This is a genomic window from Nocardioides sp., from assembly GCF_035576065.1.
In the GTDB taxonomy this organism is placed as follows: domain Bacteria; phylum Actinomycetota; class Actinomycetes; order Propionibacteriales; family Nocardioidaceae; genus Nocardioides.
The window spans coordinates 320,272-331,634 of the sequence record NZ_DATLWX010000015.1; the positions used below are offsets into that span (position 1 = coordinate 320,272).

14 protein-coding genes and 1 pseudogene are annotated in these 11,363 nt (G+C 65.4%); 8 read left to right on the forward strand and 7 right to left on the reverse strand.

What is annotated here, in order from left to right:
* Positions 1 to 126: 126 nt before the first annotated feature.
* From VNJ48_RS09225 to VNJ48_RS09240, 4 genes are all read left to right on the forward strand, one after another.
* On the forward strand, positions 127 to 345 hold the full coding sequence (locus VNJ48_RS09225; protein ID WP_325601313.1) for a hypothetical protein: 219 nt from the start codon (positions 127 to 129) through the stop codon (positions 343 to 345).
* Positions 330 to 749 (forward strand): type II toxin-antitoxin system VapC family toxin, encoded by a 420-nt coding sequence (locus VNJ48_RS09230; protein WP_325601315.1) that lies wholly within the window; start codon positions 330 to 332, stop codon positions 747 to 749. The genes VNJ48_RS09225 and VNJ48_RS09230 overlap by 16 nt, the downstream gene beginning before the upstream one ends.
* 345 nt (positions 750 to 1,094) lie before the next feature.
* Positions 1,095 to 2,012: a hypothetical protein gene (locus VNJ48_RS09235; RefSeq protein ID WP_325601317.1), complete on the forward strand. Its 918-nt coding sequence runs from the start codon at positions 1,095 to 1,097 to the stop codon at positions 2,010 to 2,012.
* A gap of 627 nt (positions 2,013 to 2,639) precedes the next feature.
* On the forward strand, positions 2,640 to 2,984 hold the full coding sequence (locus VNJ48_RS09240; protein WP_325601319.1) for a hypothetical protein: 345 nt from the start codon (positions 2,640 to 2,642) through the stop codon (positions 2,982 to 2,984).
* Positions 2,985 to 3,149: 165 nt separating this feature from the next.
* On the opposite strand, the gene VNJ48_RS09245 is transcribed toward VNJ48_RS09240, so the two are convergent.
* From VNJ48_RS09245 to VNJ48_RS09260, 4 genes are all read right to left on the reverse strand, one after another.
* A complete protein-coding gene (locus tag VNJ48_RS09245) occupies positions 3,150 to 4,151 on the reverse strand; it encodes an IS3 family transposase (protein ID WP_325601321.1) in 1,002 nt (333 codons plus the stop codon).
* Positions 4,148 to 4,555, reverse strand: coding sequence for a hypothetical protein (locus VNJ48_RS09250; protein ID WP_325601323.1), 408 nt, complete (start codon positions 4,553 to 4,555; stop codon positions 4,148 to 4,150). The genes VNJ48_RS09245 and VNJ48_RS09250 overlap by 4 nt, the downstream gene beginning before the upstream one ends.
* 100 nt (positions 4,556 to 4,655) lie before the next feature.
* On the reverse strand, positions 4,656 to 4,979 hold the full coding sequence (locus VNJ48_RS09255; protein ID WP_325601325.1) for a hypothetical protein: 324 nt from the start codon (positions 4,977 to 4,979) through the stop codon (positions 4,656 to 4,658).
* 116 nt (positions 4,980 to 5,095) lie between these two features.
* Positions 5,096 to 5,593 (reverse strand): hypothetical protein, encoded by a 498-nt coding sequence (locus tag VNJ48_RS09260; protein ID WP_325601327.1) that lies wholly within the window; start codon positions 5,591 to 5,593, stop codon positions 5,096 to 5,098.
* A gap of 229 nt (positions 5,594 to 5,822) precedes the next feature.
* Here VNJ48_RS09260 and VNJ48_RS09265 point away from each other — a divergent pair, with 229 nt between their 5' ends.
* A complete protein-coding gene (locus tag VNJ48_RS09265) occupies positions 5,823 to 7,301 on the forward strand; it encodes an MFS transporter (protein ID WP_325601329.1) in 1,479 nt (492 codons plus the stop codon).
* On the opposite strand, the gene VNJ48_RS09270 is transcribed toward VNJ48_RS09265, so the two are convergent.
* From VNJ48_RS09270 to VNJ48_RS09280, 3 genes are all read right to left on the reverse strand, one after another.
* Positions 7,296 to 7,652 (reverse strand): hypothetical protein, encoded by a 357-nt coding sequence (locus VNJ48_RS09270; RefSeq protein ID WP_325601331.1) that lies wholly within the window; start codon positions 7,650 to 7,652, stop codon positions 7,296 to 7,298. The genes VNJ48_RS09265 and VNJ48_RS09270 overlap by 6 nt on opposite strands.
* 114 nt (positions 7,653 to 7,766) lie before the next feature.
* Positions 7,767 to 8,162, reverse strand: coding sequence for a hypothetical protein (locus VNJ48_RS09275; RefSeq protein ID WP_325601333.1), 396 nt, complete (start codon positions 8,160 to 8,162; stop codon positions 7,767 to 7,769).
* Positions 8,163 to 8,295: 133 nt separating this feature from the next.
* Positions 8,296 to 8,652 (reverse strand): Imm8 family immunity protein, encoded by a 357-nt coding sequence (locus VNJ48_RS09280; RefSeq protein ID WP_325601335.1) that lies wholly within the window; start codon positions 8,650 to 8,652, stop codon positions 8,296 to 8,298.
* A 268-nt stretch (positions 8,653 to 8,920) separates the two neighbouring features.
* Here VNJ48_RS09280 and VNJ48_RS09285 point away from each other — a divergent pair, with 268 nt between their 5' ends.
* The 3 genes and pseudogenes from VNJ48_RS09285 to VNJ48_RS22735 form a co-directional block, all read left to right on the forward strand.
* A complete protein-coding gene (locus VNJ48_RS09285; RefSeq protein WP_325601337.1) occupies positions 8,921 to 10,063 on the forward strand; it encodes a hypothetical protein in 1,143 nt (380 codons plus the stop codon).
* A 236-nt stretch (positions 10,064 to 10,299) separates the two neighbouring features.
* Positions 10,300 to 11,151 carry an aldo/keto reductase gene (locus VNJ48_RS09290; RefSeq protein ID WP_325601363.1) on the forward strand — a complete coding sequence of 284 codons (852 nt, stop codon included), beginning with the start codon at positions 10,300 to 10,302 and terminating at the stop codon, positions 11,149 to 11,151.
* A gap of 90 nt (positions 11,152 to 11,241) precedes the next feature.
* Positions 11,242 to 11,363, forward strand: a pseudogene (locus tag VNJ48_RS22735) (IS256 family transposase); the annotation flags it as partial.

The following is an 11,363-nucleotide window of genomic DNA, read 5'->3' on the forward strand; positions in this document are numbered from 1 at the left end:
GTCAACAAGGCGAAGCGTGCACCTGCCGCCCAGAAGCGGTCCACGCCGATAAAGCGCTCAGCACCCACGGCCCGCACAGCATCACCCGCTAGCCGCCCTGTCATCGGGCGAACAGCCAGCCCGAAGGTGAAGGTCAGCGTCACAATCGCGTCCGACGTGATGGATCAACTCAACGAACGTGTCGGGCAGGGGCAACGGTCTGAATATTTTGCTGCGGCGATTGTGAGGCAACTCGAACGCGACAACCTGAAAGAGTTGCTGGACGCGATGGAGGCTGAAGCCGAGGATGGCCCGGTCACCGAGGCTGAGATCGATGAAGCGTTGGCACAATGGCCCGCGCGGTAGGCGAGGGGGGCACACTGGTTCTGGACGCCGAAGGGCTTTCGAAAGCAGCCAGCAACGATCGGGCGATGCGAATTCGACTGGCTGCCGCCTATAAGCGCGACGCACGAGTGGTGTTGTCCGCCATCACCATCGCTGAAGTGCTCCGCCATCCCGCCCGTGACGCAAACGTCAACCGAGCCTTGAAGAAGCTGGCAGTCATCGACGTCGACACGGACATCGCCCGCGACGCCGGGGTGCTGCTGGGCAAGGGAGCTATGACGGGGACGCCGGGAAACCCGACCGTTGACGCCGTCGTGGCCGCCACAGCGATACGACAAGACGAACCCGTGATCGTCCTGACATCCGATCCGGGGGATCTCACCCGACTACTCGACGACACCCCGGTGACAGTGATCCACGTCTAACTCACTATCCGCTTTCGACGCGTATGGCGACCACCAGCAACTCTTGGACCATGGTGTCGGGCCAGGCGGTGCATACCCATCCGGTTGCTGACCTACGGGGCCCCACGTCGCCATCGACGCCCACACGAGAGTCGCAACAGACTGGGAGCTGCTGGCCCGATGGTGGGCTGAAATGAAGAGAAGGCCCCGTGGAGCCGGAGCCTTCTCAGTGTCCGAGGGGGGACTTGGACGCTAACCCCCATCCAAATCGAATGGCTGCTAGACGCTTGACCCTGCGCTGGGATCTGACGCGGCACGTGCGAGTGTCGCGGAGGGCGCGTTAGCGCTGTCTGGCAGCGTGTGCTCATGCGTGCGCGACCCAAGACAACCCCAGCAATCGACGCGATGCTGGACGGCCTGGTGGGGCACATCGACAAGTGCCTCGACGCTTATGAGGACTTCGGAAGGCGCACGCGCTGGGAGGCGCAGCCGGGCTCGCCTTTCGAGTACGAGACGGGGCGGCTGCGTCGACACATCGGTCCGGGCAGGCACTGGAACGGCACTGAGGCCAACCGTGCGGCTGTCATCTCAACTCTCTTCACGCAACAGGCCGCCGAACACCTGGAGGCAGTCCAGTCGCTCATCAAGGAGCGACAAGTCACCTTCTCGATCGCACCCCTGACGCGTTCCATCGTCGAACTCTGCGGGCACGTCTACTGGTTGCTCGACCCATCTCTCATGGATAACCCGCGAGGTCGCGCCGCTCGGGTCTTCTTGGCGGAACTCGACGATGCGACCAAACGGGCGTCAGCGGCGAAGGCTTTCGAGCACCCCGATACGGAGCAGATCGTGAAGTTCAAGAAGGCTCTCCGACAAGAGGTACTGCCGGTCCTCTTCTATCCATCTGAGATCGAGTTCGATGAGCGCAGCGGCGCGCTGGTCAGACTGTGCAAGCAGTCGAAGCCCGGGTTGAGCGCAAGCCTCAGATTCATCGAGAACGCCATCGCCCAAGACGTTGTCACCCCAGGCATGTACGGGTACTTATCGAACGCGACCCATCCAACCCCGTACATCGTCGAGGAGGTCTACCGGTGGGATGAGGCGCAGGGGCGCGGCTACTTCGTGCTCCCGGAAGCGCGCAACCCGTACGCGCTGACCAGGCTCGCCGTTGTCGCTTTCACGCTGATGTGGCAGGTCATCGCCGCCTACCGGGGACTCGATCAGCAGGAGGCCGTCGACCTCGCCATCGAGATCGACACGCTGCCGTCCCCGCCGCCCGAATGAGGCGACCTGCCTCGCGCGTTGCGTCGCCCCAATACGGCGGTGACGTGTGCGAGTCTGCTGGTGGTCCAATGCCGAAGCGGCGACTACTAGTTAGTCTCGTGGCGGGCTCTGCGTAAGGAGACACCTCAGTAATGACATCGGGAGTCATCGTGTGGGTCCCCGAAGCCGGGTCGCCCACCCCAAGTGGGTCGCGCTGCGGGCGGTGGTTCAAGACAGCACGAAGGGCGGGGTGGAGCCCCCGCCCTTCGCGACGCCAGACTAGCGGGCACGCGCCCCGTTCCCGTCATCGTCGGCAGAGGCCACGGCCTGGGCCGATCCCCGGAGACGAGAGGATCATTAGTCGTCACGAAGGCGGGCTTGGAGGGACGGTTGAGGATGCCTAGGCAGGTACAGAACCGGGTGCTCGACCTTGTAGAGGCCGCGCTGGTCACGACGCTTAGCCGTGAGGTGTCGCCGGATTGGTTGATGCGGCCCGGTCTATCGGAGTGTGGCGACCTTTGGCCCGACGTTCAGGCCATCTATCGGGAACTTAAGGGGTCTGTGCTTCCAGACGAGATGCCTACGCGTGAACGCCGCAGCATCGATGCCGTCCTTATTGGCGCGGACGGTGTTCCTCGGATAGTTGAGGTGGATGAGATCCAGCATTTCACTGTGCCGCGCGCCCGCACCATCGCTTTGTACCCGGACCACGTCGAGACGGCGTTCGACCAGGGATTGTGGGCTGCACGTGCCGCTGCCAACACCAAGCAACGGGGAGGCGGATTCGCGCGGCCCTGCCCGCCGCTGTTCCCGGAGCCGGGCGGAAGACACACACAACGGGCCTTCCGCGATGCACTGGCAGACCTGCTGCCTGGCCTGCACGGCTGGGCACCGACCCTGCGAATCGCAGACTTTGATGTCTTGGGTTGGCTCAACGACTCTGACGCCGCATTGCGGATGAAGACACTTCTCGCCGACAAGGACGTAACGTAGCCGACCTTTGATGACGGGATGCCAGCCCGGAAAGTCTCGTTGGACAACGCGTTGGAGATGTACGCTCAGTGAAGACGCCGGGAAGTATTGCTACCACGTAGGGCACCCTCATCGCGGTTGATGCCGCCGGAGCGGAAGATGTCAAGCAGTCTGAAACACGTCTCGTTAAGCGGTTTGTATGAGGGCCTCCGGTGATGGCTCGTTGATCCAGGCAGCGGTGGGAAGTTTTGGTGCCTGGGGTCGGCGGTTGCCGAACCGGTGTGGGTGGGCGGCGTGGGCCGCGTCGAGGGTCTGCTGGCGCTGAACCCGGATCTCGGTCGCGGTGCCGTGGTGCACCGACGCCGGGGTGTGCAGCCCGATCCCGGAGTGGCGGTGCTCGTGGTTGTAGTAGCCGAAGAACGTCTCACAGAACGCCCTCGCGTCGGTCAGGGAGCCGAAGTTCTCGGGGAAGACGGGTGCGTACTTCAGGGTCTTGAACGCGGCCTCGGAGTAGGGGTTGTCGTTCGATACCCTCGGGCGAGAATGACTGCGATCGACGCCGAGGTCGAGCAGCAACTGGGCCACAGGCTTCGACGTCATCGAGGTCCCCCGATCCGCGTGGACCGCTTCTGGGATGCCGTGCACGCCCATCGCTTCTTCGAGCATCGTCACCGCGATCTCGGAGTCCTCGCGGTTCTGGACAGTCCAGGCCACGACGTAGCGGGAGTAGATGTCGAGCACGACGTAGAGCTGGAACCAGACCCCGCGTCCAGGCCCGCGGAGTTTGGTGATGTCCCACGACCAGATCTCCCCAGGCCCGACTGCCAGGAGTTCGGGCTTCTTCTTCGGCGGATGGGTGGCCTGTCGGCGTCGTTCCCCCGCGGCACCGTGGGCGCGCAGGAGCCGGTGCATGGTCGACATCGAGCACAGGTAGGTGCCCTCGTCGAGCAGGGTGGCCCACGTCTGGGCCACGGACTTGTCACAGAACCGCTCGCTGGTCAGCACCCCGATCACTTCGGCCTGCTCGTCGGCGCTCATCGCGTTGGGTGGCGTCGGGCGCTTCGCCGCGGGCCCGTGCATTCGGGGTCGTTGAGCGCGGTAGTGGCTGCCCCGCGGCCGCCCCACCAGCTCGCACGCCTGCTTCACGCTCGTGTGCTCGGCGAGCTCGGCGACGGCTGGGTTGATCACCGCGGCGGCGGCTTCTGGATGCCCTTGCTCTCGGAGAGCGTCTCCAAGAGCGCGTGCGTTTTTCCCACGATGTCCAACACCGCCCTGGTCCGCTCGAGCTCGGACTCGGCCTTCTCCGCGCGAACGCGCAACTGCTCGATCTCCCGGTCCCGCCGGTCCCGTGTCTTGGGGCCCAGAGCGCTAACAGCGCCGGCCTCGGCGGCCTTGCGCCACTCGGTGATGTGGGAGGAGTACAGGCCCTCCCGGCGCAGGATCGCGCCACGCTCGCCGTGGTCGGCCGCGTCGTACTCGGCCACGATATGGGCCTTGTACTCCGCGGTGAAGGTGCGTCGCTTCGGACGATCAGCTCTTGGGCTCACCACCCCATCATCAAGCCGGGCGGCGTCAGCAGTGGTCATCGTCATCAGGTGTCTCGCCTCTCGCCCCGTGCAGAGGGATCGAACTCAGAAGTGGTGTCTCACCTCAGCCTGACGCACAGGGTGCAGCGCCGTCGGGTCGGTCCCTTCACGGGTACGGGAGGCGCCGAGACTCCAGTGGGTCGCCTGACGGTTCACCGCGCTTGATGGCGAGCACCGAACCCAGGGGTGCGTCGGTCCACTTTCGCCAGACCTTGCGACGGCGGCCGACGATCGCGTCGAGGGTCTCGTCGGGAGCGCCGAGCGCGCCCTCCAGGGCGACTGTCTCTGCCCTACGGTTCGCGCGGTTCACGCGGGCCTTGGCACGGGGGATGTTCTTGCGCGACGCCTTGTCGTTCTCGCCGTAGGTGTTGCGCCGGTCGCGCTCCAAGCTCAGACGCTTCTTGTCCTGAGGGTTCTTGATCCGGCTCACGGGTTCAGAGTAGGGCGAGCCGATCCCGGAGCCACAAGCGCAATGGACCGAGGCATCGCGGGCGGTCGTTGTGCGCGGGATCTTGCCGTCGAGCGCTCGGTTCAGGAACGGAGCCGCTACGCGCCCGTCAGCGCCTCGCGTAGCCGTTCGCCGAAAACCACCATCTCGGAAAACGATGCCCTGCTCTCCTCGCTGACAGATTGCCCAGGATCGGCACCCAGTTTTTCCAGAGCCGCATCGAGAACTCCGACTGAACCCTCGTCGGATCGCGCCATGCTCTTGCGTAGCGCGGGGGCGGCGGCCTCGTCGCCGACCACGATGAACGCGGCTACGGCTAGGGGTGGAGCGGTGAGAGACCCTGCAGACTTGTGGAGCGCGTCAAGGACGGCCGCGCCAACAGCGGCCCGATCGAACCGCAGACTAAGCCACGCGCCCATGACAACGGGACGCCAAGCCCCAACTCGGAGCATCCACAGGACGTCGTCAAGAGTCGCGGTCCTGCCGACCGTGACGACTCCATCCCAAACCTCCCCGCCGACCCAAGTCGCGTTCTCCCCCATCAAGTTCAAGTAGAACGGCACGACGAATGTCGTCTCCCGGGGGCTCAACGTCATAGACCCAGTCTCGCAGTGATCGTGCGTTGCCCGTCCGCTTGACGATCCTGCACTGGCGAGCTCCGCTGATCGTCACCCGGAGCGTGACGGTCCGCAGCGGGCGCGCGCATGTCAATGCGCATGCACCACCCACGCTGGTCGCCGAGTTGCTCATTGGAGCTTCGTCTGAAGTGCGGGATTGGAGCGAGTCGCAGGTGGACCTGGCCACGCCCGGTCCTAGGGTCGCTGGGTGAAACCGTCCCCGACTCTGACTGCGAGCCATCGGCCGCGGCTGAGCGGTGACTTCCACCGCCTGTGGGGCGCCTACTCCATCAGCGAGATCGGCAGCGCCCTTGGCTCGGGAGCCCTGCCATTGGTCGCGGTCCTGGTCCTTCACGTCTCGGCGTTCCAGGTGGCGATGCTCGCGGCTCTGTCGGGGATCGCGAGCGCCGCGATTGCCCTGCCGCTCGGGTCCCTGATCGAGTTCCGCACGAAGCGCCCCGTGATGATCGCAGCCGACCTGCTCCGCTTCGCCGCGCTAGGCAGTGTTCCCGTCGCCGCCACGCTCGGTGCCCTGAGCTACGAGCAGCTGTGCCTGGTCGGAATTCTCCAAGCAACGTGCAACATCGCCTTCGGCGCGGCGAGCGGGGCCCACCTCAAAGCCCTCGTTGCGCCTGACGAGCGACTGGTGGCGAACAGCCGATTCGAGACAACGTTCTGGACCGCCACCAGCACCGGGCCGCCCCTCGGCGGACTACTCATCTCCTGGCTGGGCGCCACGGCGACCCTGGCGATCGACGCGGTGAGCTTCCTCCTCTCAGCCCTGGGCATCCGAGCCCTCCGAGCACCAGAACCCCCGCCCCCGGCCAAAGCCACCGACCACCACTGGCGACGCGACATCACCGCTGGGTGGGCCTACATCTTCAGCCACCGCGACCTGACCGCGCTGTTCTGGAACGCCATGCTCTTCGGCGGCTGCATCATGCTGGCCGCACCCCTGATGACGGTCTTCATGCTCCGCGACCTCGGTCTCGCGCCCTGGCAATACGGCCTTGCACTCGGGTTGCCCGGACTCGGCGGGATCCTCGGGGCGATGTGCACCCCGCGACTCACGCAGCGGTACGGCGACCGGACCATCCTGCTTACCTTCGGGGTGCTCAGGACCCTCTGGCTCGGGATCTTGCCCCTGGCCCCGGCAGGCACGACCGGCCTGGTCGTCATCATCGTTGCCGACTTCCTCCTGCTGTTCAGCGCAGGAGTCTTCAACCCCACCTTCGTCACCCATCGAATGCGAGCGACCGCGGACGCCCACATGTCGCGAGTCACGACAGCCTGGTCAATCAGCTCGAAGACAGTCCAGCCGCTCTTCATCGTCGCCGGCGGCCCATTGGCGGCCGCGACCAGTCCCCGCTTCGCGCTGGCCGCCGCCGCCGTCGTGCTGCTGACCAGCGGCCTGCTACTTCCCTGGAAGACAATGCCCGACGACACCCGTGGAGTCGGCCCACGCGCTCTCGCCCCTTTGCCACAAGCAAGCCAACGCGCAAGACCAAACGGGCCGTCCTTCCATGCCGCGATCCGCACGCCGAGTCAACGCCGGCTGACCGCAAGCCGATCCGCCTGCGGCGATCGGCCGTCGTCGCCTCGAACATGCGCGACGAGCATGACTCGCGGCCGCCAGCCGTTCGTCTTCCGAGACATCCGGTTCTTTGGATGGTCGGACGACTCATGAGCCTGCCAAGGCGATCGTCAGATCCTCAGGTGCCGGCAGTTCATCCGGGTCCGAATCACTCTGCCCTACCCACTCGATGCCTCCCAGGACGTCGCCTACGTCGGGAAGGCGAACGGTAAAGAGGAACAGCCCGTCGTAGGTCGTTGAGTTCTTGAAGCCCGCGTTGACGACGATGTCCATCCCTTCGGTTCGACCTTCGAAGAAGTTAATCGAAGGGCAGCCACACCCGCACCCGCCTAGGACCTCTGCCTCCGCCGTTTGAGCACGAAGCCCCTCGACGCCGTCGAAATCCGCCGTGAGCAAAGCGTCAAGCACCGCGCGTTCACGGACGGTCAACTGCCGGGGATACATAGGTGTCATCCTCGCCCACGAGGCCGTGTGCAACCGATCGACGTCCGCATCTGCCGAAACCGCGCGGCCATCCCCGCTCTGTGCGCACGGATCGCGGCTGCCAGATGCGGGCGTTCAGCAGGCTTCCTGTGCCTTCCGTATGGCCGTCCGCCACCCCCAGACTTTGTGCACCGTCCCGACCCCGAAGTCACGGAAGTTCGAGGGTGCGCCAGTCTCGACGACGTCGGCCTGGTCAACGACCTGCAGGCCGCCCTCCGTGAATATCTCGACCGGCACCAGCCCCTCCTGGGTCGCCGCGAGCCCGGACACGTCGTCACGAGTTGGCGCGTCCGCGCCACACCACGGCAACACGCCAGCCACGAAGGTCGTCCGTGCACCAGGCCCTTGGCGTTTCACGTCTACGACTTGCAAGCAGGCCCAGCCCTCCGGTTCGCACGGCACTGCGATGAGGTCCCCGACCTCGAGGGCTGTAGCGCTGCGGGGCGCAAGAGGGAACGTCCGGTCTGGCATTGCGGCATCCTATGGAAGGTCCGCACATCGGCTGAGTGGACGTCCCGCAACAGGAACCGCCAGCGGCGAAGGTTGCAGCGCTTGCCCGTTCCTCACCCGGGACGCTCGGATCAGCCGGGGTGTGGATCGTCTGCTACGGCGTGTAGTCCTCGAACTCCCAGCAACCCAGACGGCCCAGCCTTTCGCCGACCTCACCCCATGTCGGAGCCTCCACCGCTCGAACTTGGGCTTCAAGCCATCCTCGCAATCGACGTTGATCGAAGTCGTCCAGCGTTACCACCAGGTGATGCCGTGGGTTATAGAGCCCGCCTTGCGCTCGGCATTGCGCCGCGAGCCACTCAGGAGTGCAGACGGTGATGTCGAACGACTCCTCGCCCGGGGTGTCGGGTTGACCCACAATCATCCGCGCCAGCAGAGAGAACTCCGCCGGGTCCTCCGACAGACTTGATGGGTCCGGTTCGAGGTCGAGGGACTTCAACTGCGCTCTCATGGGGCGATCCTGCCGCACAACATCCGGATCTAGCCGAGGTACGTCCATCGTCCCGCTGCCCGATCCCCTGCGGGACAACACGGCTGATCCTGACCACCCGTGCGGAAAGGCGGCCGAGACCGGTTCGGTTACGGGACGTCCGGATCTGCCGAGATGAGTGCGTTCGCTGATACCGAAGTGCGGATGGCTCCCTGACCAGAATCACGCGGGCAGCGGTCATCGAGTTGGACCACCCGCGGGCCTCGAGGGGTGTCCCTACGATCATGGGGTGGCAACAGTGGAGATGGACCTTGACGGCTTGCTTGCGCGACTCCACGAGCGTGAGCACCACTCGGTGCCGTTCCAGGTCGCGGCCGTCGGCCGCGGGGAAGATATGGCGACGCTGCTGGCAAGGGTGAGGGACGCGGCTCGGCGTGCTTACGAACTGTCGCTGCAGCGGCATCCCTTCGATCCGACCACGTTGTACGGCGAACCATCCATCGCGAAGCGGTCCGTTGTCGCGGTGATTGAGGACGGTCCGATGTCCGATGAGGAGGTGGCGGCCTGGTTCGAAGACTTCGCCGCCCATCTCGAGGGTCATAGGGTGCGCATCACAGCGCAGCGCGCCGTGAGCCGGGTTCCGCAACGGATGTTCGACGACTGGGCCCTCGGCCCAGATCGGGTGTTGACGGCCTTCTTCTACTTCACCAGCGGCTACGTGACTACGCCGAACGGGTCGCACTTCAAGCGCCGAGAACATGCGCTGGTCGAGGAGACAGCGGAGCGGGTCGTGGACCTGGTCCAGCTGCCGATGGGTACGCCCGTGGTTGACCGCGGCACCGCCGAGTTCATCACCACCCCTGGTCGCCAGGCCGACGAGTTGCGGGCCCATGCAGACGACTTCCTGGGTGTCCGTCAGTTCACCAAGACGCCGCCTCGCTATGCCGGCTTCCGGTTCGGCCTGGAAAACGATGCCTGGCTTCAGGTTCATGACCCGGAGCTCGGGCGCCGCGCCACACTGGACCGGTTGGTGGCCGGGTTGCGGACGCTCGGGCCGCATCTGGACTATGCGTACGTACGGCGCGACCGCCTGGTCATCCCCGACCACAGGCTCTACAGCTCGAAACTGGAGCGCGATCCGACCGAGGCAGAGGAGCGCTTCGACGGGTGGGCTGCGGAAGAGTACGCCGTCGCGCCGAGCGTGGCCCAAGTGCTCAACCCCCGCCACCTTGCCAAGGGCCCAGCCCTCGACGCGTTCACGGTGGAAAACCTCCCCAACGGTCGGGCGCTGGTGGTGGCACGGGACCCCGAGCCCTGGCTGCGTGGACTAAATCCCGAGCCGGAGGTGCTTCTCCGGGCCACTCAAGCCTTCGGACGCCTGCTGCCCTCCAGCAGCGAACTCGACGCCTCTCGGGAATCCTCCCGGGAATAGCCAGTTCCCTGAAGCTGCGCACGCTGCTTGCTGGCGCTCACGAGACCAGCGTCTGGACCACGCGCCAAGTTCGACCATCGGGTCCGACACCGCTCCGCGTGACGATCGGCAACTGGGACTGGGCGCCTGCGCTCTAGCGTTGGGATACCTGTTGCTCAGGGCTGGTATACCGGTCTGTTCTGGCCAGATGCTTCGGTGTTGACCTCAAGTCCAGTAGAGGTCCTACGGTGCTCGTCATGGGCTATGCCGCGCTGTGGACCCCTGACGACCTCCCGCTCCAAGGACTGGGGCTCATGCGCTTCGCGGACGAGGGGTGGGGCGACCCCGATCGCGACCCCACCGTTCTCGTGCGCACCGCTGTCGAGGCCGGAGTCTCGCTGTTGGACACCGCCGAGATGTACGGAAACGAGGAGCTGGTTGGACGTGCCATCGCAGCACATCGTGATCACGTGACGCTGTGCAGCAAGTTCGGGGTCTATTGGGGTCCCTCGGGTCGTCATGACGACTGGAGCGTCCGAGCAGACCCAGACACGCTGCGATCAGCGATCGAGGGGAACCTGAGACGTCTAAACGTCGAGACGATCGATCTGTACTACCTACACCACCGGAGCGAGGAGACCCCCATCGAGGAAACCGTGACGGCGATGGCGGATCTTCTCCGCTCCGGAAAGATCCGAGCCATCGGGCTGTCGAACGTCACGATCGACGACATTCGGCGAGCTCACGCCGTCCACCCGATCCAGGCCGTACAGGAACAATGGTCACTGTCACAGCGCGACGTCGAACCGATGATGCCGGCGCTTGCCGAACTCGGTATCACGCTAGTGGCGCATTCACCGCTGGGCCATGGGGCACTTGTCGGAAGCTCCAGAAGCCCATTGACAGAAACCCTCAGAGAGGTCGCCGCGAAGTACGGGGTGACCCCCAGCCAAACGGCACTGGCCTGGGTGCATCTCCGCGGCCGCCGCTCGGGCCAGCCTGTCGTCCCCCTCCCAGGGACCGCACGAGTGACCCACCTGCTCGCCAACGTCGCAGCAGCCCAGCTCGACATCGCAGACAGGAGAGTCCCGTGGAGTGGTGGGGTTTGAGGTCAATCGGCGGGGCTGCGTGAAGTAGGCGGCCATCGGCGGGATCTTCGGTGTGAAACGACCAAGTCACGCACTGAAGGAGAACCACCGATGGCCTTGCCCCAGTCTGCCCTGTCCGAGCTGCTCGAAGCGTTCCGCACCGGCGACGGTGTCGACATGATCCGCGAGTCGGTCCGCACCGTTCTGCAGGAGCTCGTCGAGTTCGAAGCCGC

Excerpts from the sequence above, each read along its gene's own strand:
- VNJ48_RS09275 (WP_325601333.1), bottom strand. The coding sequence starts at position 8,162 with ATGCCAGACCGGACGTTCCCTCTTGCGCCCCGCAGCGCTACAGCCCTC.
- VNJ48_RS09260 (WP_325601327.1), bottom strand. The coding sequence starts at position 5,593 with ATGACGTTGAGCCCCCGGGAGACGACATTCGTCGTGCCGTTCTACTTG.
- VNJ48_RS09290 (WP_325601363.1), top strand. The coding sequence starts at position 10,300 with ATGGGCTATGCCGCGCTGTGGACCCCTGACGACCTCCCGCTCCAAGGA.
- VNJ48_RS09235 (WP_325601317.1), top strand. The coding sequence starts at position 1,095 with ATGCGTGCGCGACCCAAGACAACCCCAGCAATCGACGCGATGCTGGAC.
- VNJ48_RS09270 (WP_325601331.1), bottom strand. The coding sequence starts at position 7,652 with ATGTATCCCCGGCAGTTGACCGTCCGTGAACGCGCGGTGCTTGACGCT.
- VNJ48_RS09250 (WP_325601323.1), bottom strand. The coding sequence starts at position 4,555 with ATGACGATGACCACTGCTGACGCCGCCCGGCTTGATGATGGGGTGGTG.
- VNJ48_RS09280 (WP_325601335.1), bottom strand. The coding sequence starts at position 8,652 with ATGAGAGCGCAGTTGAAGTCCCTCGACCTCGAACCGGACCCATCAAGT.
- VNJ48_RS09230 (WP_325601315.1), top strand. The coding sequence starts at position 330 with ATGGCCCGCGCGGTAGGCGAGGGGGGCACACTGGTTCTGGACGCCGAA.